Origin of the sequence: Sulfitobacter marinus (assembly GCF_900116285.1) — a bacterium.
GTDB classification, from domain to species: Bacteria; Pseudomonadota; Alphaproteobacteria; order Rhodobacterales; family Rhodobacteraceae; genus Sulfitobacter; species Sulfitobacter marinus.
In genome coordinates this window covers 430,910-452,833 of record NZ_FPAJ01000001.1, presented here as the reverse complement: position 1 = coordinate 452,833, position 21,924 = coordinate 430,910, and the positions used below count along the sequence as shown (strand labels likewise).

Sequence of the window (21,924 nt, the reverse complement as noted above, 5' to 3'; positions counted from 1 at the left end):
GCTTCCAATACAATAGAAAGTGCCCCATGCCAGAAATTTCCCAACCGGCCCCCGATTTTACTGCCCCAGTGACAGGCGGCGGCAGCGTCACCTTGTCAGAGCTGCGCGGCAAAGCCGTCGTTTTGTACTTCTACCCGCGCGATGACACGCCCGGCTGCACGAAAGAGGCAATCGGCTTTTCCGAGCATCTGCAAGCCTTCAAGGACGCCGGTGCCGAGGTATACGGTGTGTCGCGCGATACCATGACCAAGCACGATAAATTCGCAGCCAAGCACGAACTGACCGTGCCACTACTGGCGGATGAAGATGGCAACCTGACCGAAAGCTATGGCGTCTGGGTTGAGAAGAACATGTACGGCAAGAAATCCATGGGCATTGAGCGCGCCACCTATCTCATTGATGCGCAGGGCAATATCGCGCGGATCTGGCGCAAGGTAAAAGTCCCCGGCCATGTCGAAGAAGTGCTGGAAGCGGTGCAAGCCCTATGATGCCACTCGCGCAAATGGCCGAAGCGGTACTGCGCACAGCAGATGGCCGCGAGAAGACCAAGCTCTCGCATGGCTTTGCCGCCGAATGGCGGGCTGCCCGCGACGCAGGCGAAACGCCTGAAATCGGCACCGCGACCCCGCCGATGCAGCCCGCGCGGCCCGAAAAACCCGAATTGCTGTCACCGCGCGATGTGCCGCAGCGCAAACCCGGTTCGCCCGAGGGGCGCATCGCCTTGCTGCATGCTGTGGCCCATATTGAATTGAACGCCGTGGACCTGCATTGGGACATTATCGCGCGGTTCACCGACATCAAAATGCCCATCGGGTTTTATGATGATTGGGTCAAAGCGGCGGATGAAGAATCCAAACATTTCAACCTGATGTGCGATTGCCTTGAGGCATTGGGCAGCTATTACGGGGCCCTGCCCGCCCATGCCGGGATGTGGCGCGCGGCCGAGGATACAGCCGATGATTTCATGGGTCGTTTGGCGGTGGTCCCCATGGTGCTTGAGGCGCGCGGCTTGGATGTGACACCCAACATGATCAAGATATTCAAACAAGCCAAAGCCACCCAAGCCGTTGAAGCCCTTGAGACGATCTATGCCGAGGAAGTCGCGCATGTGGCCTATGGGTCGAAATGGTTTCACTTTCTGTGCGGACGTCACGAAATGGACCCAAAGGACGTCTTTCACGCCTTGGTGCGCAAGTATTTCCACGGCGTGCTCAAGCCTCCTTTCAACGAGGAGAAACGCGCGGATGCCGGAATTCCACCGGATTTTTACTGGCCGCTAACTGAATCCGCGTAAGACAGCGGGATACAATCCTGAATAGGCGGTTTTTTGCCAACGGTTTTGCTAAACCATTCAAAAACCGCTCATTCAGGGGCAACAGGCTTGCCCGAACGGATGCCCTTGGCTAAGCACATCGGATGCAAACGGTGCCGTCATTCAAGGACAAGAGCACCGACGCATAACATGGAGACGATCAAGGGATATACGGAACGTGCGTACGAGGTTAGCGATTAAAATCCATTCGGTATTGGAACGGTATTTCCCAGAACGCCGCGTCTTTTTAAAATCCGATTCCGATACACGCTTTATCCGCCTCAGACCCGGTACCCAGCTTTTTGTCTTTGCAGGTTGTTCTGCCCTTGTTGCATGGGCGATTATCGCGACTGCGATCTTGCTGATGGATAGCATTGGGTCGGGCAATTTCCGCGAACAGGCCAAACGCGATCAAAGCACCTATCAGGCCCGGCTGTCCGATCTGTCCGCGCAGCGCAATGGCCGCGCAGAAGAGGCCGCGGCCGCGCAGGAACGCTTTAACGCAGCGCTAAAGCAAATCTCGGTCATGCAATCTGAATTGCTGGCCTCCGAAACCCACCGCCGCGAGCTGGAGACCGGGATCGAAGTGATCCAGTCCACCTTGCGTGACACTATGAAAGAGCGTGAGGCGGCACGCCAAAAACTGGCCGCTCTCGAAGGTGGCACCGGTGAAAACGGAGCGTCGACAACGCAAACGGCGCAAAGTTCTGCCCCGATCGACATTCTGGCAGATGCCCTGGCCCGCACGGCGCAAGAACGCGATCAGGTGGTGATTGACGCCCAGGATGCCCTGCTTGAGGCCGAAGAACTGTCGCAGGAACTGGCGTTGGTGCGCGATCAGAACGATGCGATTTTCCGCCAGCTCGAAGAGGCAATGACCGTTTCGGTGGCCCCGCTGGACAAGATGTTCCGCAGTGCAGGCATGCCCACGGACCGGATGCTGGAAACTGTGCGGCGCGGATATTCAGGCCAGGGCGGCCCTTTGATGCCGCTTAGTTTTTCCACGCGAGGCGAGGATCAGTCCCCCGATACATTACGCGCCAACCGGTTGTTAAATCAGATGGATCGGCTGAACATGTACCGTATCGCCGCGCAAAAAGCGCCCTTTGCGAACCCGGTAAAAAACGCCTTTCGCTTTACCAGCCAGTTCGGGTTTCGCCGTGACCCGAAGACCGGCGGGCGGCGCATGCACAACGGCGTTGACTTTGCCGCCGGCAACGGCACCCCGCTTTATGCGACGGCAGACGGCGTTGTGACACATGCCGGCTGGAGCTCTGGATATGGCCGGCTCGTTAAGATACAACATGAGTTCGGAATAGAGACACGATATGCGCATATGTCAAAATTGCGCGTGAAAACTGGCCAAAGGGTATCGCGCGGACAGCGTATTGGTGATATGGGAGCCTCAGGACGGGTAACCGGTGTTCACCTTCATTACGAAGTTCGTGTTGGTGGCAAGGCTGTAAATCCCATGATCTTTATTAAGGCTGCAAACGATGTTTTCTAAAAGCAAAATCAACGATCCCGCCCCCAAGTCAGACGCTCCAGCGTCCAGCCCAACGGCACCTTCCTCGTCTCCGGCGTCTGCACCTGCTGCGGCCAACCCGAACGAATTCAAGGCCAGCCCGCCCAAGGCCAAGCCGCCTGCGTCGGTTCTGTCGTCTGATTTGCACGTCACGGGCAATATGAAAACAACGGGCGACATTCAGGTCGAAGGCACAGTCGAAGGCGACATTCGCGCGCATCTTCTGACCATCGGTGAAACCGCAACGATCAAAGGCGAAGTGATTGCCGATGATGTTGTGATCAACGGCCGCATCGTGGGCCGTGTGCGTGGTCTCAAGGTTCGCCTGACGTCCACAGCACGGGTCGAGGGTGACATTATCCACAAGACCATCGCCATCGAAAGCGGTGCGCATTTCGAAGGCTCCGTTCAGCGTCAAGACGATCCACTGAACCCCGGCTCCAAATCTGCGCCAGTGCAAAAGCCGAACCCGGCTTCCTGATTTAAACCTCAGTTAAACTATCTACAGGCATCGCAATGGGCGGTGCCTGTTTTATTTTCAGCTTAGATATTTCTTAGGATTCTGGTGCCACGGTCGGTCGCAAGCCATTACGGGACCAACCTATGAACCTTTACCATTGCTCGATTGATCTGCGCGACACGGCCAAAGCGGTGGGATTTGCCGTCGCGGTCGAGGCCTGGATGACCTTGCTGCAAGATCGCGGCGTGATCCAGTCGTGGCGGCTGTGCCGTCGCAAATTGGGCTTTGGGGCACCAAGGGCACGGGATTTCCTGCTTGAGATCGAGGTGCGGGATCTTACGCAACTGGATGAAGCCTTTCGTTTGACCGGCACGCAAGATACGGAGGTCGAACGGCTTTATACCACGGTGCATCAGATGGTCGGGGAATTTGATATCGCGCTTTACCGCCCTTTCCCTGACCCCGAACGTGCAGAGCGGATGGCATTTATCTAGAATGCAAAAGGGGGCGTAGATACCCACGCCCCTTTCCCAATGCTCTTTGCCGACACTCTTATTCGGTAACAGTGACCGTTTTCATCATGTCAGGCGCGCCAACAACAGCGCCGTTGCCGCCTGTGCCACGCTTGATCGCGTCCAACACGTCCAGACCTTCGGTTACTTTACCGACGACCGTGTACTGACCGTTCAGGAAATAGCCCTGATCGAACATGATAAAGAACTGCGAGTTTGCAGAGTTAGGGTTTTGACTGCGCGCCATGCCCACGACACCGCGGTCAAACGGCAGGTCCGAAAATTCGGCCGGCAGGTCATCCATGTCTGAGCCACCCATACCCGCACGTCCGGTGTCACCACCAGCCTTGCCGTATTTAACGTCGCCAGTTTGCGCCATAAAGCCATCGATCACGCGGTGGAATACCACGCCATCATAGGCCCCTGCCTCGGCCAGCGCCGTCAGACGGTCCGCATGCTGGGGGGCCACGTCTTCGAGTAAGTCGATCTTGATCACGCCCTGGGCTTCGCCATCGACGGTGATTTCAAGACCGCTGGCGAAGGCTGTGCCGCCCATCAGGGTGGCGGCGACGGTGCCCGCAAACAGCTTACGCATCTGCGGCGACTTTCATGCTGATCATGCGGTCCGGGTTCGCAGGTGGCTCGCCCCGTGTGATCGCGTCCACATGTTCCATACCGGAAATAACCTGGCCGTAGACGGTGTATTGACCGTTCAGGAAATCATTATCCTTGAAGTTGATAAAGAACTGGCTGTTGGCGCTGTCAGGATTGGCCGAACGTGCCGCACCGATGCTGCCCCGTGCATGGGGCACTTTGGAGAATTCAGCCGGAACATTTGGCAAATCAGATCCGCCTGTGCCTGCGGCGCGCAGGTTAAAGTTGTCTTCCATGTTGCCGTTGGCCACGTCGCCCGTCTGCGCCATGAACCCTTCGATAACGCGGTGGAATGCCACGTTGTCATACTTGCCCGCACGCGCGAGCTCTTTCATGCGTTCAACATGCTTGGGGGCCACATCGGGCAGCAGTTGGATGGTGACGGTACCGCCTGTAAGCTCCAACAGGATCGTGTTTTCGGGGTCTTTGATCTCGGCCATGCCGCTCTCCTATTCATAAATCATTAGCAGTTACCTAAGACGACTTGCGGCAATTGCCAAGCAGGTGCATTGACCCCGCGCACGATAACGGCAAAACACTATGCCAACTGCGGAATGGATCGGGGAACATACGATGGGCTGGAAAACACTGGATGACATGGACCTGCGCGGCAAGCGGGTGCTGGTACGGGTCGATATCAACGTCCCCGTGGAAAACGGTAAGGTCACCGACGATACGCGCATCCAGCGGATCGTCCCCACAGTGCATGATATTTTGGACAAAGGCGGCAAACCCATCCTGCTGGCACATTTTGGCCGCCCCAAGGGCAAACGCGTGCAAGACCTGAGCCTGCTGGTGGTTAAACCCGCGCTTGAGGCCGCCCTTGCCCGCAAGGTCGTGCTGGCCGAAACGCTGGAAGCCGCTGAAAACGGCACCGACGAGATCAACGCCGCTGATGTGGTTTTGCTGGAAAACATCCGCTTTTACCCCGGCGAGACCGATAATGACCCCGCATTCGCGCAACGTTTAGCTGGTTTGGGCGATGTCTATTGCAACGACGCCTTTTCGGCGGCCCACCGTGCGCATGCATCCACCGAAGCCTTGGCGCGGCTGCTGCCCGCCTGCGCGGGCCGTTTGATGCAAGCAGAACTGTCCGCGCTTGAGGCCGCCTTGGCCGCCCCGAAACGCCCTGTTGGCGCGGTCGTGGGTGGGGCGAAAGTATCAACCAAGATAGAGTTGTTGGAAAACCTTGTGAACCGGTTGGACCTGCTGGTGATCGGCGGCGGTATGGCGAATACGTTTCTAGCGGCTATGGGCGCAAAGCTGGGCAAGTCCCTATCCGAGCCTGATTTTTTCGGCACTGCGAAGGACATTATGGCCCAAGCGGACAAAGCCGGGTGTCGCGTCTTGCTGCCTGTTGACGGGTTGGTGGCACGGGAATTTGCAGCGGGTGCCGCGCACGAGGTGATCAAATTGGGACCAGACACAGTGCTGGCAGACGACCAGATGGTTCTGGACGCTGGACCTGCGACGACCCAACTGGTCAAAGACGCCTTTGCCGGGTTGAAAACGCTTATTTGGAACGGTCCCATGGGCGCGTTCGAGATTGCCCCTTTTGACACCGGTACTGTGGCCGCGGCACAAGCAGCGGCACAGCTGACCCGCGATGGCGCGTTGATTTCGGTTGCTGGCGGCGGTGACACTGTGGCCGCGCTGAACCAAGCCGGTGCAGCGGATGACTTTACCTATATCTCGACCGCAGGCGGCGCGTTCTTGGAATGGATGGAAGGCAAAACCTTGCCGGGTGTTGCTGCGTTGGGCGGGTAGACGTTTTCTTTGAAAGAAAACGGCCCGGAATTTCCAAAAATTCCGTCACCGCTTCGTGAACAGAATTTTGCCAAAAACGAATCAGGGGGATTCCCTTTGCGAATCACCTGTGCCATACAAGGAATACGTCCATAAAGAGACGGCTTGAGGCAAACCCAGATGAACCGCAGCACCCGCCCCGCGTTCGGCACCGTTTTATTTTTCTCGACCGCCTTCGGGCTGGCGATGTATTTCGCATTTGCCGCCGTGCAGGGCAATTTCGGCCTGTTTCGCCGCGCCGAGATTCTGGCCGAAGCCCAAGACCTCAAGCAGCAGTTGAATCAAGTCCAGACCGATGTGGCACGGATGGAGAACCTGACCGCCCGCCTGTCCGATGATTATCTTGATCTTGATCTGCTCGATGAACAGACCCGCAAGGTGCTGGGCATGATCCGCGCCGATGAGATCGTGATCCGCTAACTTTATCTTCAATTCTTTTGCCGTAACTGCCTGTTCACAGCGCGCTTTCGCGTAACATCGCGGTTCCCGGCAAAAGCCTCTCGCCATCATTGGTCGAATCCGGTAATAGATAGTTTAACGCTAAACTATATTACGCGCGCTCGGGACCACTGTACGGAGGATTTGCCCCATGGCAGCCAAGAAACCGACCAAGAAAACCAATGCCAGTGCCGATGAACTCAAGGCCTATTACAAGGACATGCTGATGATCCGGCGCTTTGAGGAGAAAGCCGGCCAGCTGTATGGCATGGGTCTGATCGGCGGCTTTTGCCACCTGTATATAGGCCAAGAAGCCGTTGTTGTGGGCCTTGAGGCAACCGCCAAGGAAGGCGACAGCCGCATCACCACCTACCGCGACCACGGCCACATGTTGGCCTGCGGCATGAACCCCGACGGGGTGATGGCCGAATTGACCGGCCGTGAGGGTGGGTATTCGCGCGGCAAGGGTGGCTCCATGCACATGTTCTCGAAGGAGAAGAAGTTTTACGGCGGCCACGGGATTGTGGGCGCGAACGTGCCATTGGGTGCGGGCGTCGCCTTTGCCGATAAGTACAAAGGCAACGACAACGTCACCTTTACCTATTTTGGCGATGGTGCCGCGAACCAGGGCCAAGTCTATGAGACTTTCAACATGGCCGCCCTATGGAAGCTGCCGGTGATTTTTGTCATCGAAAACAACCAATATGCCATGGGCACCTCGCAGCAACGCTCGACTTCGAGCGCTGAGATCTGGGAACGTGGCAAGGCATTCGGCATCCCCGGTGAGGCTGTCGATGGCATGGATGTGCTGGCCGTCAAAGACGCAGGCGAACGCGCTGTGAAACACGCGCGCAGCGGCGACGGCCCTTATATTCTTGAGATCAAAACATACCGCTATCGTGGCCATTCGATGTCGGACCCGGCAAAATACCGCACCCGCGAAGAGGTGCAAAAAATGCGTGACGAGCGTGACCCCATCGAACAGGTCCGCAACATCCTGCTGGATCAGAAATACGCCACCGAGGATGATCTGAAGGCCATCGACAAGGAGATCAAAAAGATCGTCAACGACAGCGCAGAATTCGCCAAGACAAGCCCCGAGCCCGCCCCAGAGGAGCTTTGGACCGACATTTACGCAACCGAAGTTCCACAGGAGGCTTGAACCATGGCAACTGAAATTCTTATGCCCGCCCTAAGCCCCACCATGGAAGAAGGCACATTGGCCAAATGGCTGGTGAAGGAAGGCGATACCGTGTCTTCCGGCGATATCATGTGCGAGATCGAGACCGACAAAGCCACGATGGAATTCGAAGCCGTCGACGAAGGTGTGATCGGCAAGATCCTGATCGCTGAAGGCACCGAAGGCGTCAAGGTAAACACCGCCATCGCTGTGCTGCTGGAGGAAGGCGAAGACGCCTCTGCCGCAGACAATGTGTCATCTGACACCCCAGCGGCTGCCCCTGCCCCCGCAGCCGACAGCAAACCCGCCGAGGTCAAAGCGCCTACCGCGCCAGAGACAGACACTACCCCCGATTGGCCCGAAGGCACCAAGTTGAAAACACAGACCGTGCGCGAGGCCTTGCGCGACGGCATGGCCGAGGAAATGCGCCGCGACGAAGACGTATTCCTGATGGGCGAGGAAGTTGCCGAATACCAAGGCGCTTACAAAATATCCCAAGGGTTGCTGGATGAATTCGGCGCCAAGCGGGTGATCGACACACCTATCACCGAACATGGCTTTGCCGGGATCGGTGTCGGTGCCGCTTTTGGTGGTCTGCGCCCGATTGTCGAATTCATGACGTGGAACTTTGCCATGCAGGCGATTGACCACATCCTGAACTCTGCTGCCAAGACGCTCTATATGTCCGGTGGCCAGATGGGTGCCCCCATGGTGTTCCGCGGCCCCAATGGTGCAGCCGCCCGCGTCGGCGCGCAGCACAGTCAGGATTACGCGGCCTGGTACATGCAGGTTCCCGGCCTCAAAGTCGCGATGCCTTACTCGGCATCCGACGCTAAAGGCTTGATGAAATCAGCGATCCGCGATCCCAACCCGGTCGTGTTCCTCGAGAACGAAATCATGTACGGTAAATCCTTTGATGTACCTGATGTTGAGGATTACACCGTGCCTTTCGGCAAGGCCCGCATCTGGCGCGAAGGCAGCGATGTTACCATCGTCAGCTTTGGCATCGGCATGACCTATGCTCTTGAAGCCGCTGAGAAACTGGCCGAGAATGGCATCGACGCCGAAGTGCTTGACCTGCGCACTTTGCGCCCGATGGACACGGCCAGCATCATCAAATCGGTGATGAAAACCAACCGCTGTGTCACTGTCGAGGAAGGCTGGCCGCAAGGGTCGGTCGGCAACTATATCACCAGCGTCATCATGCAAGAAGCGTTCGATTACCTCGACGCGCCGGTGATCAACTGCACCGGCAAGGACGTGCCAATGCCCTATGCGGCAAACCTTGAGAAACTGGCGCTGCTGACCACCGATGACGTCATCGCGGCGGTCAAAAAAGTCACCTACAAATAAGGAGCGGACCACATGCCTATAGAAATCCTCATGCCCGCCCTCAGCCCCACCATGGAAGAGGGCACATTGGCCAAATGGCTGGTCAAAGAGGGCGATACCGTGTCCTCTGGCGATGTGATGTGCGAGATCGAAACCGACAAAGCAACGATGGAATTCGAGGCCGTCGATGAAGGTGTAATTGGCAAGATCATGATCGCGGATGGCACTGAAGGCGTGAAAGTGAACACGCCCATTGCCGTGCTGCTGGAAGACGGCGAAAGCGCGGATGACATTGGTGCGGCCCCCGCCGCCGCCGCTGCTGCTCCTGTTGCGCCCGCTGATGCAGCCCGCCCACCGGGTCCGAACACTGATGGCCCGTCGACGCCGCCAAAGCCAGAACCGACCCCCACCCCCAAGCCAGACACAACGCGGGTTTTCGCGTCACCGCTGGCACGCCGTATGGCCGGGATCGAAGGGATTGATCTGGCCGCTGTGTCCGGCTCAGGGCCACATGGCCGCATCGTCAAGGCCGATATCACTGCCGCATTGGCTGGCGGCACCGCAAAAGCCGCGCCAAGTGACGCCGCTGCAGCCCCTGCTAACGCGCCCAAAGCAGCGCTTGCTGCTGGCCCTTCCGCTGAAGCCGTGATGAAAATGTACGAAGGCCGCACGTTCGAAGAGGTCACCCTCAACGGCATGCGCAAAACCATCGCGTCGCGCCTGACCGAGGCCAAACAATCCATCCCACATTTCTATCTGCGCCGCGATATTCAACTGGACGCGTTGATGGCGTTCCGGGCTGACCTGAACAAACAGCTTGAATCACGTGGTGTGAAACTCTCGGTTAATGATTTCATCATCAAAGCCTGCGCTTTGGCCCTGCAAGCGGTGCCAGATGCCAATGCCGTTTGGGCCGGGGATCGCATCCTCAAGCTCAAGCCCTCCGATGTTGCCGTGGCCGTCGCTATTGATGGCGGGCTCTTCACCCCGGTGCTTCAAGATTCCGAGACGAAATCCCTCTCGACCCTCTCGGCCGAGATGAAAGACCTTGCCGCCCGCGCCCGCGATCGCAAGCTTGCGCCGCATGAATATCAGGGCGGCAGCTTTGCCATCTCTAACCTCGGGATGTTCGGCATCGACAATTTTGACGCGGTTATCAACCCGCCCCATGGCGCGATTCTCGCCGTTGGTGCTGGCGTGAAAAAACCGGTCGTCGGCAAAGACGGTGAACTCGCCGTGGCGACGATTATGTCTGTCACCCTTTCAGTTGATCACCGCGTCATCGACGGTGCCTTGGGTGCACAGCTCTTGGCCGCGATCAAAGACAATCTGGAAAACCCCATGGGCATGCTCGCCTGATCCCCTTCCAAATGGACTAAAATCCTCGGGGGGTCTTGGTGGGCAGAAGCCCCCTTTCCGGACATCAAACCGGGGCATACAGTCCTCGTCTATAGAACAGAACAAAGCCGGGATCGTATGATCCCGGCTTTTCCATTTTTTCAAAACCTATATTGAAATCTTACTCGCCTTGCGGCCCCAACATGTGATCCATCAGGACCGAAGGCTGTTCGCAGCCCGCCTCGCCCACGACACGCGCGGGAATACCAGCAACGGTTTTGCAAGGCGGTACGGCCTCCAGCACGACAGACCCCGCAGCGATCCGGCTGCAATGACCGACGGTGATATTGCCCAGCACCTTGGCCCCGGCACCAATCAGCACACCATCTTCAATCTTGGGGTGGCGGTCCTGCTCTTCCTTACCGGTCCCACCAAGGGTCACCGAATGCAGCATTGACACATTGTCACCCACTACAGCCGTTTCACCGATCACCACAGAATGGGCATGGTCGATCATGATGCCTTTGCCGATCTTGGCCGCCGGGTGAATATCAACGCCGAAAATCTCACTGACCCGCATCTGAACGAAATAGGCCAGATCATATTGCCCCTTCGTCCACAGATAATGCCCCACACGGTAGGCTTGAACCGCCTGATAGCCCTTGAAGTATAAAATCGGCTGAAGCAAACGATGGCAGGCGGGGTCACGTTCATAAATCGCCACCAGATCCGCGCGTGCGGCTTTGATCAAGGATGCGTCATTACTATACGCTTCTTCCACCATTTCACGTACCACCATCATCGACATTTCATTCGATGCCAGCTTTGCCGCGACTCTGTAGGACAATGCCTTTTCGATGGATTTGTGGTGCAGGATACAGGCATGGACAAAGCCGCCAATCAGCGGCTCATCCAAAACAGCCTGCTGCGCTTCGGTCAGAATTTGATCCCAAACCGGGTCAACTGATGCAATATTTCTGCGGGGCTCTGCCATGACAATATCCTTCTTTGCACCGACAATATATCAATTCAATGCAAAGTGCCAAACGCAAAGCCTTGATCCTTCGCATCAATATCTTTGATGAAAGGGATCAGGGTTGCCGGAATGTCGCTTACACGGTCACATATCCCGCAGGCCCCACGCCGTAACTGGCCGAGATTTGGGCAACAGACATCAGAACCTGCCCCGTCACACCGTCAGCAGAGCGCATCGCATCCGTATATTGCCAATTGGGAACATACGTATAGGTCTCGCGCAGGGTTTGACCGTTCAGCAAAACGCGCACCAGATATTGCTCGGTCTCTTCGCCAAGAGGTACCTCGATGTTTTCCCACCGGTCCCCGTCAACTCTGGTGCGCCGGATCCACGTCAGATCGGTGCCGCCAGTCACAGCTGTGGCGCGCAAATGACAGGGGCTGAGCGGGCGCAACCCATTGCCATTAAATGCTTCTATGCGATGAATATAAGACGGATCATCATAGCCGCGCTGCGCCGGTCCGATCCGGTAATGCTGCGTGATACGCCGCAAGTTGGGGCTGAGCGCCAATTGCGAGGGAACGCCGTTCAGCAAAACGAATTTTGAACCAACGGGCCATACCGGCGGCATTAGCGCATCCGAACCCGCCTGTCCGCGTAGCCGGTTTTTCAGCAAATAGGTGTTCGGGGCTACCAGCTCTGCCTCGCTGAATTGAAACACCTCCCACTTGTCGGCAGTGCCGTCACCAATCGCCGCCAGATTGGCCCCGCCAAGCAGCGCGGACTCCTCAACTCTTTCCAGGGTACCGCTGGTCAGACGCACCTGCAAAGCCCCGCCGCGATCAAACACACCCGGCCTTGCAGAGGGCAAATCCGTTTCCGTCACCCCCATGATGGCGCGGGTCGGCAGCACTTTATTCAAATGGTAATTCTCGTCCGTGGCGGCACTATAGACTGCCACGCTGCCCGGCCAAGGCTGCGCCGTCGTCGCGATATAGGGCGCATGCGGCACCTCGTCCCCACGCAGCAGCGGCAGGTCCATAAACACTGCGGACACCGGAACAGGCGCGAAAAAGGGTTTGAGCGTCGCCAGTTCATCTTCAAAGGGCGCGGGCGCATAAACTGACGGCTCAATGCGAACGGCCTCGACCACTTGCAAGTCGCCCAGCTCCACCCGGTCAATGCGGTAAAGTCCGCTCGTCTCTTCCCCTTCCGAGGGCAATTCAATTATGTCTCCCGCGCCGACGGCCAGCATCGAAGGCGGCAACGCCAGCCGCACAGTTTCCCGCGAGATCCGCGCCTCTGCAAGCCAACGTTCGATGGCTTGCCGTCCTTCAGCACGGGTCAGTGCCATGTTGAACTCAGACGCAGCCACAGCGTGGGTGGCATCTTGCGCCAACACGGCTTCCTCGGCGATGTTGTCGAAATTTCCGTCCGCCTGAACAAAACGCAGCCGCACGCGGCCAGCGATTTCGGCTTGCGATTCACGGATCTGCTCGAGCCCGCCGTTCACCTCGCCACTGTCAACCAGCTGTGTGGTGTCCAGACGCACAGGGTCCAAGCCGTTACGCATCACAAATTGCAAGACGCCGCCACGTTCAACAGCATCAAACCCATACCGCAGCATCAGCGGTTGCAAGCTTGCCCGTGCATCGTTGACCTGATCAACGACATAGCCCCGCACAACGCCATAAAGTGCGGAAGTATCAAAAGCCGTCAATCCGGCGCGGCGGCATATCTGGGCAACAACCGCAGACAAGGGTTGCGACGACGTGCGTCCATTCAGCCAATGCCCCCGCGCATAGTTTTGCCCATCACTCCACAGCCCGCGATTGTTTGGAAAGAATGGATAGGGGCGCGCGTCCCAGGCCCAAACGAACGCGCGCGACATATCAATCATCGGCCCCCCATACTCAGCCGAGATCGGATTATGCGCAGGGTTCCCCCAATGGTTGGTAAAAGCGCGCAAATATTGCACTTGGATAAACTCGTCCCGGGCGCCTGTGGAATGATACGGCAAACGGCTTTCCGAGCTTTTCAAATCCAGAAATTTGTTCGGCTGGTTCGTCGCACCATCAATCGCGGCGCAGCCATATTCAGTGAACCAAATCGGTTTTGACTCAGGCACCCAAGCGGTTGGGTTCGCGGCGCGCGTGCCACCGATGCGTTCGTGATGCGGGTTCGACCACCAGTTGCGAATGTCCTTATAGCGATAGATCCACGGTTCGTTTTCCTGCCCATCTGTGATCGGCGTTCGGATCTGCGCAGCGCGGGCTTCGTCTGAATGGTAATACCAGTCATAGCCCTCGCCCCCTTCAACATTGGACGTGAGATAATCAATATTATAGATCGCATCCCACTGCTGCGCGTCGAGATGGTCATGACCCTCGCGCCAGTCAGATAACGGCATGTAGTTGTCGATGCCGATAAAATCGATATTGGGATCAGCCCAAAGTGGATCAAGGTGAAAATACCGATCACCGCTGCCATCTTGCGGCTGATAGCCAAAATACTCTGACCAATCAGCTGCATAGCTGATATTGGTGCCAGCCCCAAGCAAGGCACGCGCCTCGGCTGCGAGGGCGCGGAAACGCTGCACAGCCGTAAACATCCCTCCTGCGCCCCGAATTTGGGTCAGCCCACGCATCTCGGTCCCAATGCAAAATCCATCGACGCCACCAGCGGCGGCGCATAAGGCCGCGTAATGCAGGATAAAACGTGAAAGCGACCATTCATCAGGCCCGGAATAGCTAACCTGCCCGCCCGACACGTGAAAATGCGCCGCAGTCACTGTGCCAAAAAAGGCTGCAACCTGCGCATCGGCGGTCGCGGTACCATCAGGGCTGCCGTTTTGCCCCGGTGCCTTGGACAAGGTGATCCGCCCACGCCACGGCAATACAGGCTGGCTATGCGCATCGCTATAGGGGTCTGGCAAGGTATTGCCAGCCAGTTGGTCCATCAGAATGAACGGGTAGAATAAAACGGCCTTGCCAGCCGCATTCATCGCGTGAATGGCCTCAATCACCGAGCGGTCGTCAGGCGTGCCGCCATATATCGGCCTACCGTGCTGTTGCACGATCACCTGCGCCCCACTGCGCGGCAGCGACGAGACGCGCCACGGCATATTTTCACCCTCAATCGTGGCGCTTTCAACCTTGGGCCGGACGGCGCACTCACCGCAGCGCAGATCGCTGCCAAACCAGGACACAACCAGCGATGCGGCCTCAAGCTTAGGCAAATCGGTACGCAGGTTTTCAAGCGATGTCAGAAAATTGGTCTTGCCCGATGGGGTCGATACATTGGCGCTCCACCTTGCGCCTGCCCCTTGCTTGTAATGCACCGGCGTCGTGGCCAGCGCATATTCGCCCGTGCCCGGGATCAAAGCCACGCCGCGCACATTATGTGTCACACTTTGCGCAGCTTCCGGTGATCCGACTTCCTCAGGGCGCGTGACCTCGAACGAAAACTGCGGCACGCGGTTGTCAAACTGACCAAGCGGCAGGTTATCGAACACAACATAGGCTGTTCCACGATATGCCGGGACGCGATCAGCGCCCTCAACAGCGGCAATTGTTGGATCAGGCAATTGATCAGATGTGCCACGATAGACACGGATGTTCAGATCACTCGGAGCAACTTCCTCTCCGTTGGCCCATATACGATGAACCCCAGTAATCTCGCCTTCGCACAGAGCCACGGCAAGACTCACCGAGTAACTGTACTCGGTCGTTGTCGTTTCCGGTTTCTTTGGTGCGCCTTTGCCTCCACCACCACCGCTGCGGGTCACCGTCGTCGTTTCGGCAAAATCTGACGCCCAGATAACCTGGCCACCAAGCCGCATACGGCCATATAGCTCGGTTACCGCAGCACCCTCCCCGGCGTTCGTCAAACGAAACCGGTCCACCTTGCCGGTTTCAACCGCTTGTGCACCCTCGCCCAGCAAGCGTTGATCGATAATCCGGCCCAATGTCGCGCCGACGGCCCGGCCCACCGCGACCGAGGACAACCCAGCAACCGTGCCCCCGATTGAGCCGCCAACCGCCGCACCCGCTGCTGAAAGTAATATCGTCGCCATCAGTTCGCCTCCGTCGGAAATGCAAATCGTGCCACAATCCTGCGCCGCCAAGGCGCACTGAGCGGACTTTCGGTCACGCCATGACCGCTATAGGCGTGAACAAACGTGGCATCCGGCCCCAGCCCTGCGGCCAGCCCCAGATGTTTTGCAACAGCGCCGCCGCGCATCCGAAACAGCAGCACGTCGCCCGCCGCTTCGTCGCTCAGTTCTTTCGGCTCAAGATGCCGAAGGGCGGCCCGCCACAAACGTTCGTCCCCTTGCGGTTCGGACCAGTCCATCGAATAGGCAGGAACCACTTCAGGCTCAGGGCCTAGAACCTCGCGCCACACCCCCCGCAGCAAACCCAGACAATCGCAGCCTGCATTTTTGACAGCGCCTTGATGAACATAAGGCGTTCCAATCCAACCGCGCGCGGCCGTCACGATCTGATCCTGAAATTCGGTCATCGCAGGGATCCACCGGTGTTCGAGCCCGACTGCTTGGGCACAGCCATCACCCAATCCTCATTAGGGATGTCGGGAAAACCCTGGAAATTGAGCATGTTTGTGAACTTGAAACGGCATGTCTCCATCCGCTTGTCGCACCCCGCAAACATCCGCACCTGCGTTCCGGTAGTCACGGCACCGCGAATAGGCTCCCACAACTCGATCTCGCGTTGATTATCTAGCGGGCGGTCATACTTGATCATTCCCCACAAACCGGCAGCAGGCCCGTCCAGAACTTCAAACCGTCCCCGCGCGAACCATCCATCAACATACCCATGCAAGCTGTCCCAGCGAAAGATCCGTCCCTCTTCGCTATAGTCTACAGCGACCAGCGCAGTATATCCGGGGGTGTCCAGATTAAACGCGCAATTGGTATCCCCCAGAACCGCGCTGCAGGGCTTTTGATAGATCCGGCCCAAGGGGCGGTTCAACGCCTCGGTCAACCCGCGCAACTCGGCCCGAAACGCCCCGGCTGACCGCTGCATTTCCCCGATGCTGCCGCCAAACAATACGGTACGCTGCGAGACATCGGCCCAGTTCACCAGCCAGCACGTCACCTCGGCCTCGTCATAACGGCCCTGTTCAATTTCATCTTCGCGGATCGCCCAATGGGTCAGTGCGCCCATGGCTTCGGTGTTATCGATCGACAGCCCCGTGCTTTGCGACAGAGCCCGCGCGCTGAGGCCACTGTCAGCGTTGTACGTTACCCCCTCAAAGGACAAAGTCCGGTCGTGATCGGTGAATCCAAGCACAATCCCGTCGCGCCTGCGGATCGACCATGCATGACAAAGTGAAGTCATGCCGGATTTCAGATGGGCATCCAGCTCTGCATTAAATTCAAACATCAGCCACGCACCTCGATCACTGGGACATTGGGTACTTGTCCGGCCTGAAAACTGGCGACGCTCACCAGGATGCGATCCGTGTCAAAACGTACCGGAACATCGAATTCAAAACCCGCCGACACGACCAGTTCACTGCCGGGTGCGTTGTCGAAACGGACGATTCCGGTGGTGGTGTCGATCTCGTAATCGATCCCCTCTTGCAGCTCGTCTTGTTCAATACCAACACGCACGGTTCCCTGCACCGGCTTGGCAATGGGGCGCAAATAGCTGTGATCACCGGACTCGTAAATTTTCACCAGCTGGAAATCGGTTTGAACGCCGTCGCCAAACCCAAGCACCTGATCGTCAAAGGCAACCTCAAGGGCAGAGCGGCACGATTTGAAATCAGACCAATCCTTCCAACGAAAGCCGTACATCTGACCAAACCGCGCCTCGAAAAACCCCGTCAGCGCCTGCAAATCGTCAATTGACCGCATGCCAAGCCCCGCATCATACACCCGCCGCGAATGCGACCATGGCGTATTGCGTTCCTCGAACCCGTTTGCGAGCGTGACAACATCCGTCCGCCGCTGCGGGCCACCAACGGACCCAAAGCTGAGGGAAGGTGGAAATTGAACATCATGGAAATTCATGTCGGCGCTCCTTTACCGGTTGCGGTTGCCGCTGCTCAGCGCCCGCGACATCTGTGCTGCAACCTGGCTTTGGCTGCGTTGAAAACCCTGCACATCCGGGGTCGAGATATTCATAACCACGGTTGTGCCTCCGCCGCCGCTGCCCTTCACCCCCAGCTTCCCGTCAGGGCCACGCGCCAGCGGCATGATGGCTTCTGGCCCCGCCTCTCCCATCACGCCCATGCCGCCGCGCATTCCGAACGCTGTCGCGCTGCTCACGATGCCGCCTTGGGCAAAGGGCATAACCTTGCCTTGGGAAAACGGTGCGCCATTGGCAAATGGCAAAATACCCTGAACAAGCGACCCGACGCCTTGGCTGATCATCCCGCCGACGTGATCGGAAACCGGTTTGATCGCCGCGTTATAAGTCGTGTCGGCCATAGAACGCGCGACGGTGGACAGCGCATCGGACAGTTTCATCCCATCAAACGCGATCCCATCAAAGGCGCGGCGCAGACCCCGGCTCAGCCCCTTTTCCAGCGTGGCAACATCCCTGCCTGTTCCGGCGATCGCCGTGCGCATCCGGCGCAATTCGCCATCAAAGCCAGAGACCAAGCTGCTGGTCTCTGCCAATGTGGTGTTCAGCCTCTCGGCCCCGTCCTCAAGACCCTCAAACCCATTATCTGTCATTTTTCGTTCCCTTCCGATGTGTCGGGATAGGCGGCCATCAACGCCGACAATCCATCGCTTAGTAACGGCGTTTGCGCCCCCGCCGTGCCCAGCATCAGCTGCAACTCTGCCGGAGTCAGCGCCCAGAAATCAGCAGGCGTCAGCCCCAACTCCTTAAGACCGGCCCGCATCATGGCAGGCCAATCAAGACCCTTCGGGCCTGTCACGCAGGCACCACAAACGCACGGGCCAACAGCTCAGCGGCGGCTTTAGCAGCGCCCATGGGGCCACCGTCAATCTGCGCCTGTCCCAAGGCGTCTTCGGACGTCTCGACCCCGCCTCCGCGCAAGCCCGCCACCAACAGACGCAATACGTCGCGGCTTGAGAAACGGTTGCTTTCAAACCGCTCGACCAGCGCCATCAAGGACGGCTCTTCCAGCGTATCCTCCAACTCGGCCAAGGCCCCCAGCGTCAGACGCGCCACATGGCGTTGCCCGTCAACGACAAGCGCGACATCCCCCCTCCACGGATTTGCCATGCGCCTATGCCCCGGTGCCCGGGTCAACGACCACATCGGGGGTAAAGACCAATTCCCCCGCCGACTGCATGCTGATCTCATAGGTAGCCTCGCCATTTAGCGATCCGCCGTATTCAATCGCGGCAACCTGAAACGGGCCTTCGATAATGCCAAAGCTGGGGATGACGATCTGGAAATCGGGGGTCAGCCCATCGAAAAACAACTGGCGCGCACGCTCGTCCGTGCCAGCGTCGCGAAACACGCCCGACCCGCTGATCGCAGCAGATCGCACACCAGCACCGGCCAGAAGCTCACGCCATCCACCATTGCTGTCCAACGATGTGACCTCGACCGGTTCAGCGTTGAAACTGATGCGCGTGGCGCGCAGGCCCGCGATGGTTTCGAACTGGCCATCACTTGTCATGTCCACTTTAACCAAAAGGTCTTTACCTGCTTGAACTGTCATCTGGGTTCTCCTTGAAAATGAATGTCGGGTGTTGCCTCAGCCGTCCTGCACACGTGCGCGAAACTGCATGTCGATTTGGCGAACCTGAGCGGCGGCGACATATTTAGCCGTCGCACGAGAGAATTGCAGGCTCACCAGATGCCCCTTGCTCAGCGTCAGATCCGCGTTGTGCAGAACATCACTGATTGCCCCTGCAACCTGTTTGGCATCTGCAAACCCCGGGGCTGCGCTGACGATGGCAATACCAAACTGGTGCACCGCCCCCGCGCCGCTCCCGTCCGAGGCATCGCGCACGTCTTCGTCGCCTAGGCGCACATATAGTGGCGGTACATCCCCCACGGGTCCGGCATCAAAGATATCCGTCCCGACCAGATCGGTCAGCGCAAGATCCGCCGAAAGAGCCGCAAATACCGCCTGCTGCAATGGTCCTGATATGGCATAACTCATACGATCAGCTCCTCTTGTGTGAGGCAAAGCAGGTAGCGCCCTTGGGGGTCACGCTCCGCCACCGTTTCAATGCTGTAGACCCGCGCGCCATCGCGAAACCGCTGTTGAGGTTCTGGCCGCTCAGCGCTGCCCATCGGTGCCGCGCGCACGCAAATCGCATAGCCCATACGGCTTACCGGCACCCCCGCTTGACTTACCTCGCGCCCACTGCGCGCAGTCACTTCGGCCCATAACGTGCCGAGCGCCGTCCAGACCACACGGTAGCCGCCGGCCCCGTCGCCCTCGCGCGTGGGGGCCTCTAGCACCAAGCGTCGGTTCAGATTCAACCGTTTCATGTACCCGCTCCAAAGCCAATGCGCATGGTCTTGTACCGCTCAATCAGGCTGCTGACGCCAAAGGGCATGCACCCGTCGCTCAGGCTGGTTTCATGGCGAAATTCGTAATAATGGGCGGCCAGCAAGAACACCGCCTGCCGCAGGTCAGGTGGAATTTGATCCCATGTCGTACCCAAGCCCGCATCCATCTCAATTGAGACCGTCCCGCCTTTGGGAATGGCGGGCAAAACCGCGTCAGCTGGGCGCAAAAGCGGGCGCTGCGCGTCCTTTTCCAACCAATAGCGCTCTGCCGCGATCACGGTCGAGATCCCCCCACGGGAAACGAGCGTCACGCTGCTCACCCCATGCACCGGGGCTACAGGAAGCACCTGTCCTTCGGGGCTGCGCCACGCATTCAGCGACCAAATAAACCCACGCCGCATCAACACCTTACCAGTCCGGACCTCTATTGCGGCCAGGGCGGCGCGCAGAAATCCAACCAATACCTCGTCTTGCAAGCTGTCGGTGCCAAACCCGCTCCCGAGCCGCAGATGGCCCTTGAACGCGTCAACCGGCAAGGCGGTATCCGGTACGCTTGTCTCTTCGATCAACATCATGGAAATCTCCATCTATTCCGTTCTTCCCTGTCCCCAAAAGGAACCCGGACGCGTACCGGGCTGCATTGCTCGGTCGGAGGGAGCAGCTAGACAATGCACCCACACCTTGCGGCACGCGCCCGGACCGGGGCCAAGTTGCCCCGGCCCCGTATTCGACGCCGCTTTACGCGGTGCCGAATTTCAAAAGCTTGATGGCTGCAAAATCGCTGACATCACCGCCGACACGTTTGGTGGCGTAGAACAGCACATGCGGCTTGGCACTGAACGGATCACGCAGGATGCGCAGGTCGGGGCGCTCAGCCACGGTATAGCCCGCCGCAAAATCACCAAACGCGACTGAAAATGAATCCGTCGCAACATCCGGCATGTCCTCAGCCACCAGTACTGGATAGCCCATCAGGCGTGCAGGCTCGCCCTGCGCCAGACCATCAGACCACAAGAAACGGCCATCGAGATCCTTGAGCTTGCGCACCCGGCCCGCGGTCTTCGAGCTCATGACAAAGCTCGCATTCGCGCGGTACTGGGCCCCCAAAGCGTAGACCAGATCAACCACAGCATCCGCCGTAACCTCGCCGTCAACGCCGGTCGGCACATAGCCCAGATTACCCCAGGCCCAGACGTCATTGTCCACGGCGGCATGCGCCAGCAGACCCTTGGGTTTGTCGATCCCATCACCGTTGATAAACGCCGCCGCCTCAGCCCGCGAAAACTTGTCCGCGATGCGTCCCGCCAGCCAGCCTTCGATGTCAAAAGCGGAATCGTCCAACAGCCGCTGTGACGCTTTGGGCAAGGCGCTCAGCTCGTGCAGTTGCACTGTGATGCGATCAATCTGCGGCGTGTCTGTTTCGCCCACGGCCCCTGCTTCGGTGGCCCAACCAGCGCCAACGTCAGTGTGGTCCACCAGCACATCATAAGATGTTGCCTCGACCTGTACGACCGATGCAATCGCTCGGATCGACGCCGTGGCATTCAATACCGATTTGACCCGGTCCGACGTCTGCGGATCCACCAGATAGCCGCCATCGGAGTTTACCGCCGACGACATGGATTTGCTTTCCATCTCAAGGCCGCGCAACCCGTCATCATCGCCGTTGCGAATATAGGCATTCATCGCTTTTTGATGGGGCGCGCCCGCATCCACAGCACCGCCTAAAGGTGTACGCGCAGGCAAAGTTATTTTTCTGTCCAACATGGTCATTCGCTCTTCTGTTTGTTGCAACTTGGTCGTCATTTCGGCCTGAAAGCCTTTGAAATCCTGAACAAAGCCGGTGACGGCTTCGCGGACTTCCTCAGCGGCTGACGCAGACGCGCCGCGTGTTTTCGTGTTCATCTGATCCATTCACAT

25 protein-coding genes are annotated in these 21,924 nt (G+C 58.2%); 10 read left to right on the top strand and 15 right to left on the bottom strand.

The genetic code is table 11. From position 1 onward, the window contains the following. Window positions 1–26 precede the first annotated feature (26 nt). The 5 genes from BM347_RS02260 to BM347_RS02240 all read left to right on the top strand — a co-directional run bounded on the left by BM347_RS02260 (window position 27) and on the right by BM347_RS02240 (window position 3,791). Window positions 27–488 carry a peroxiredoxin gene (locus tag BM347_RS02260; protein ID WP_093914784.1) on the top strand — a complete coding sequence of 154 codons (462 nt, stop codon included), beginning with the start codon at window positions 27–29 and terminating at the stop codon, window positions 486–488. Beyond that, entirely contained in the window at window positions 485–1,294 is an 810-nt protein-coding gene (locus tag BM347_RS02255; RefSeq protein WP_093914783.1) for a ferritin-like domain-containing protein, read from the top strand. Before BM347_RS02260 ends, BM347_RS02255 begins: the two co-directional genes overlap by 4 nt. Before the next feature lie 196 nt (window positions 1,295–1,490). Continuing rightward, window positions 1,491–2,819, top strand: a complete 1,329-nt coding sequence (locus BM347_RS02250; protein ID WP_093914782.1) for a M23 family metallopeptidase — start codon at window positions 1,491–1,493, stop codon at window positions 2,817–2,819. Beyond that, window positions 2,809–3,318, top strand: a complete 510-nt coding sequence (locus tag BM347_RS02245) for a bactofilin family protein (RefSeq protein WP_093914781.1) — start codon at window positions 2,809–2,811, stop codon at window positions 3,316–3,318. The genes BM347_RS02250 and BM347_RS02245 overlap by 11 nt, the downstream gene beginning before the upstream one ends. Before the next feature lie 122 nt (window positions 3,319–3,440). Next, the gene (locus BM347_RS02240) at window positions 3,441–3,791 is read left to right on the top strand and encodes a DUF6614 family protein (protein WP_093914780.1); all 351 of its coding nucleotides are present in this window, start codon (window positions 3,441–3,443) and stop codon (window positions 3,789–3,791) included. Between the two features lie 58 nt (window positions 3,792–3,849). Here the strand turns inward: BM347_RS02240 and BM347_RS02235 are convergent, their stop codons facing one another. Next, window positions 3,850–4,404 carry a peptidylprolyl isomerase gene (locus BM347_RS02235; protein ID WP_093914779.1) on the bottom strand — a complete coding sequence of 185 codons (555 nt, stop codon included), beginning with the start codon at window positions 4,402–4,404 and terminating at the stop codon, window positions 3,850–3,852. Next, window positions 4,397–4,903, bottom strand: a complete 507-nt coding sequence (locus BM347_RS02230; RefSeq protein WP_093914778.1) for a peptidylprolyl isomerase — start codon at window positions 4,901–4,903, stop codon at window positions 4,397–4,399. Before BM347_RS02230 ends, BM347_RS02235 begins: the two co-directional genes overlap by 8 nt. Window positions 4,904–5,036: 133 nt before the next feature. Here BM347_RS02230 and BM347_RS02225 point away from each other — a divergent pair, with 133 nt between their 5' ends. The 5 genes from BM347_RS02225 to BM347_RS02205 all read left to right on the top strand — a co-directional run bounded on the left by BM347_RS02225 (window position 5,037) and on the right by BM347_RS02205 (window position 10,578). Beyond that, window positions 5,037–6,230 (top strand): phosphoglycerate kinase, encoded by a 1,194-nt coding sequence (locus BM347_RS02225; RefSeq protein WP_093915379.1) that lies wholly within the window; start codon window positions 5,037–5,039, stop codon window positions 6,228–6,230. A 159-nt stretch (window positions 6,231–6,389) separates the two neighbouring features. After that, complete coding sequence (locus BM347_RS02220) at window positions 6,390–6,689, top strand: FtsB family cell division protein (protein WP_093914777.1); 300 nt, start codon at window positions 6,390–6,392, stop codon at window positions 6,687–6,689. Between the two features lie 169 nt (window positions 6,690–6,858). Continuing rightward, complete coding sequence (gene pdhA / locus BM347_RS02215; RefSeq protein ID WP_093914776.1) at window positions 6,859–7,869, top strand: pyruvate dehydrogenase (acetyl-transferring) E1 component subunit alpha; 1,011 nt, start codon at window positions 6,859–6,861, stop codon at window positions 7,867–7,869. A gap of 3 nt (window positions 7,870–7,872) precedes the next feature. After that, the gene (locus tag BM347_RS02210) at window positions 7,873–9,240 is read left to right on the top strand and encodes a pyruvate dehydrogenase complex E1 component subunit beta (RefSeq protein ID WP_093914775.1); all 1,368 of its coding nucleotides are present in this window, start codon (window positions 7,873–7,875) and stop codon (window positions 9,238–9,240) included. A 12-nt stretch (window positions 9,241–9,252) separates the two neighbouring features. After that, window positions 9,253–10,578: a pyruvate dehydrogenase complex dihydrolipoamide acetyltransferase gene (locus BM347_RS02205; RefSeq protein WP_093914774.1), complete on the top strand. Its 1,326-nt coding sequence runs from the start codon at window positions 9,253–9,255 to the stop codon at window positions 10,576–10,578. A gap of 160 nt (window positions 10,579–10,738) precedes the next feature. On the opposite strand, the gene cysE is transcribed toward BM347_RS02205, so the two are convergent. From cysE to BM347_RS02140, 13 genes are all read right to left on the bottom strand, one after another. Then, window positions 10,739–11,551 (bottom strand): serine O-acetyltransferase, encoded by an 813-nt coding sequence (gene cysE / locus BM347_RS02200; RefSeq protein WP_093914773.1) that lies wholly within the window; start codon window positions 11,549–11,551, stop codon window positions 10,739–10,741. A gap of 118 nt (window positions 11,552–11,669) precedes the next feature. Next, window positions 11,670–15,608, bottom strand: a complete 3,939-nt coding sequence (locus tag BM347_RS02195) for a baseplate multidomain protein megatron (RefSeq protein WP_093914772.1) — start codon at window positions 15,606–15,608, stop codon at window positions 11,670–11,672. Further along, on the bottom strand, window positions 15,608–16,054 hold the full coding sequence (locus BM347_RS02190) for an NlpC/P60 family protein (RefSeq protein WP_093914771.1): 447 nt from the start codon (window positions 16,052–16,054) through the stop codon (window positions 15,608–15,610). The genes BM347_RS02195 and BM347_RS02190 overlap by 1 nt, the downstream gene beginning before the upstream one ends. Next, on the bottom strand, window positions 16,051–16,938 hold the full coding sequence (locus tag BM347_RS02185; protein WP_093914770.1) for a DUF2163 domain-containing protein: 888 nt from the start codon (window positions 16,936–16,938) through the stop codon (window positions 16,051–16,053). Before BM347_RS02185 ends, BM347_RS02190 begins: the two co-directional genes overlap by 4 nt. Further along, entirely contained in the window at window positions 16,938–17,570 is a 633-nt protein-coding gene (locus BM347_RS02180; RefSeq protein ID WP_093914769.1) for a DUF2460 domain-containing protein, read from the bottom strand. The genes BM347_RS02185 and BM347_RS02180 overlap by 1 nt, the downstream gene beginning before the upstream one ends. A gap of 12 nt (window positions 17,571–17,582) precedes the next feature. Then, the gene (locus BM347_RS02175; RefSeq protein ID WP_093914768.1) at window positions 17,583–18,239 is read right to left on the bottom strand and encodes a phage tail tape measure protein; all 657 of its coding nucleotides are present in this window, start codon (window positions 18,237–18,239) and stop codon (window positions 17,583–17,585) included. Next, complete coding sequence (locus tag BM347_RS02170) at window positions 18,236–18,412, bottom strand: rcc01693 family protein (protein WP_245764193.1); 177 nt, start codon at window positions 18,410–18,412, stop codon at window positions 18,236–18,238. Before BM347_RS02170 ends, BM347_RS02175 begins: the two co-directional genes overlap by 4 nt. A gap of 29 nt (window positions 18,413–18,441) precedes the next feature. After that, the gene (locus BM347_RS02165; protein ID WP_093914766.1) at window positions 18,442–18,756 is read right to left on the bottom strand and encodes a gene transfer agent family protein; all 315 of its coding nucleotides are present in this window, start codon (window positions 18,754–18,756) and stop codon (window positions 18,442–18,444) included. Window positions 18,757–18,760: 4 nt separating this feature from the next. Beyond that, window positions 18,761–19,201: a phage major tail protein, TP901-1 family gene (locus tag BM347_RS02160; protein WP_093914765.1), complete on the bottom strand. Its 441-nt coding sequence runs from the start codon at window positions 19,199–19,201 to the stop codon at window positions 18,761–18,763. Between the two features lie 36 nt (window positions 19,202–19,237). Further along, complete coding sequence (locus BM347_RS02155) at window positions 19,238–19,648, bottom strand: DUF3168 domain-containing protein (protein WP_093914764.1); 411 nt, start codon at window positions 19,646–19,648, stop codon at window positions 19,238–19,240. Then, the gene (locus tag BM347_RS02150) at window positions 19,645–19,983 is read right to left on the bottom strand and encodes a head-tail adaptor protein (RefSeq protein ID WP_093914763.1); all 339 of its coding nucleotides are present in this window, start codon (window positions 19,981–19,983) and stop codon (window positions 19,645–19,647) included. Before BM347_RS02150 ends, BM347_RS02155 begins: the two co-directional genes overlap by 4 nt. Continuing rightward, window positions 19,980–20,579: a head-tail connector protein gene (locus BM347_RS02145; protein WP_093915378.1), complete on the bottom strand. Its 600-nt coding sequence runs from the start codon at window positions 20,577–20,579 to the stop codon at window positions 19,980–19,982. The genes BM347_RS02150 and BM347_RS02145 overlap by 4 nt, the downstream gene beginning before the upstream one ends. 163 nt (window positions 20,580–20,742) lie before the next feature. Continuing rightward, window positions 20,743–21,918 carry a phage major capsid protein gene (locus tag BM347_RS02140; protein WP_093914762.1) on the bottom strand — a complete coding sequence of 392 codons (1,176 nt, stop codon included), beginning with the start codon at window positions 21,916–21,918 and terminating at the stop codon, window positions 20,743–20,745. Window positions 21,919–21,924 lie beyond the last annotated feature (6 nt).

Bases quoted from the DNA above. Each gene is read 5' to 3' on its own strand.
- BM347_RS02260 (WP_093914784.1), top strand. From the start codon at position 27: ATGCCAGAAATTTCCCAACCGGCCCCCGATTTTACTGCCCCAGTGACA.
- BM347_RS02255 (WP_093914783.1), top strand. From the start codon at position 485: ATGATGCCACTCGCGCAAATGGCCGAAGCGGTACTGCGCACAGCAGAT.
- BM347_RS02245 (WP_093914781.1), top strand. From the start codon at position 2,809: ATGTTTTCTAAAAGCAAAATCAACGATCCCGCCCCCAAGTCAGACGCT.
- BM347_RS02240 (WP_093914780.1), top strand. From the start codon at position 3,441: ATGAACCTTTACCATTGCTCGATTGATCTGCGCGACACGGCCAAAGCG.
- BM347_RS02235 (WP_093914779.1), bottom strand. From the start codon at position 4,404: ATGCGTAAGCTGTTTGCGGGCACCGTCGCCGCCACCCTGATGGGCGGC.
- BM347_RS02230 (WP_093914778.1), bottom strand. From the start codon at position 4,903: ATGGCCGAGATCAAAGACCCCGAAAACACGATCCTGTTGGAGCTTACA.
- BM347_RS02225 (WP_093915379.1), top strand. From the start codon at position 5,037: ATGGGCTGGAAAACACTGGATGACATGGACCTGCGCGGCAAGCGGGTG.
- BM347_RS02220 (WP_093914777.1), top strand. From the start codon at position 6,390: ATGAACCGCAGCACCCGCCCCGCGTTCGGCACCGTTTTATTTTTCTCG.
- pdhA (WP_093914776.1), top strand. From the start codon at position 6,859: ATGGCAGCCAAGAAACCGACCAAGAAAACCAATGCCAGTGCCGATGAA.
- BM347_RS02210 (WP_093914775.1), top strand. From the start codon at position 7,873: ATGGCAACTGAAATTCTTATGCCCGCCCTAAGCCCCACCATGGAAGAA.
- BM347_RS02205 (WP_093914774.1), top strand. From the start codon at position 9,253: ATGCCTATAGAAATCCTCATGCCCGCCCTCAGCCCCACCATGGAAGAG.
- cysE (WP_093914773.1), bottom strand. From the start codon at position 11,551: ATGGCAGAGCCCCGCAGAAATATTGCATCAGTTGACCCGGTTTGGGAT.
- BM347_RS02195 (WP_093914772.1), bottom strand. From the start codon at position 15,608: ATGGCGACGATATTACTTTCAGCAGCGGGTGCGGCGGTTGGCGGCTCA.
- BM347_RS02190 (WP_093914771.1), bottom strand. From the start codon at position 16,054: ATGACCGAATTTCAGGATCAGATCGTGACGGCCGCGCGCGGTTGGATT.
- BM347_RS02185 (WP_093914770.1), bottom strand. From the start codon at position 16,938: ATGTTTGAATTTAATGCAGAGCTGGATGCCCATCTGAAATCCGGCATG.
- BM347_RS02180 (WP_093914769.1), bottom strand. From the start codon at position 17,570: ATGAATTTCCATGATGTTCAATTTCCACCTTCCCTCAGCTTTGGGTCC.
- BM347_RS02175 (WP_093914768.1), bottom strand. From the start codon at position 18,239: ATGACAGATAATGGGTTTGAGGGTCTTGAGGACGGGGCCGAGAGGCTG.
- BM347_RS02170 (WP_245764193.1), bottom strand. From the start codon at position 18,412: ATGATGCGGGCCGGTCTTAAGGAGTTGGGGCTGACGCCTGCTGATTTC.
- BM347_RS02165 (WP_093914766.1), bottom strand. From the start codon at position 18,756: ATGGCAAATCCGTGGAGGGGGGATGTCGCGCTTGTCGTTGACGGGCAA.
- BM347_RS02160 (WP_093914765.1), bottom strand. From the start codon at position 19,201: ATGACAGTTCAAGCAGGTAAAGACCTTTTGGTTAAAGTGGACATGACA.
- BM347_RS02155 (WP_093914764.1), bottom strand. From the start codon at position 19,648: ATGAGTTATGCCATATCAGGACCATTGCAGCAGGCGGTATTTGCGGCT.
- BM347_RS02150 (WP_093914763.1), bottom strand. From the start codon at position 19,983: ATGAAACGGTTGAATCTGAACCGACGCTTGGTGCTAGAGGCCCCCACG.
- BM347_RS02145 (WP_093915378.1), bottom strand. From the start codon at position 20,579: ATGATGTTGATCGAAGAGACAAGCGTACCGGATACCGCCTTGCCGGTT.
- BM347_RS02140 (WP_093914762.1), bottom strand. From the start codon at position 21,918: ATGGATCAGATGAACACGAAAACACGCGGCGCGTCTGCGTCAGCCGCT.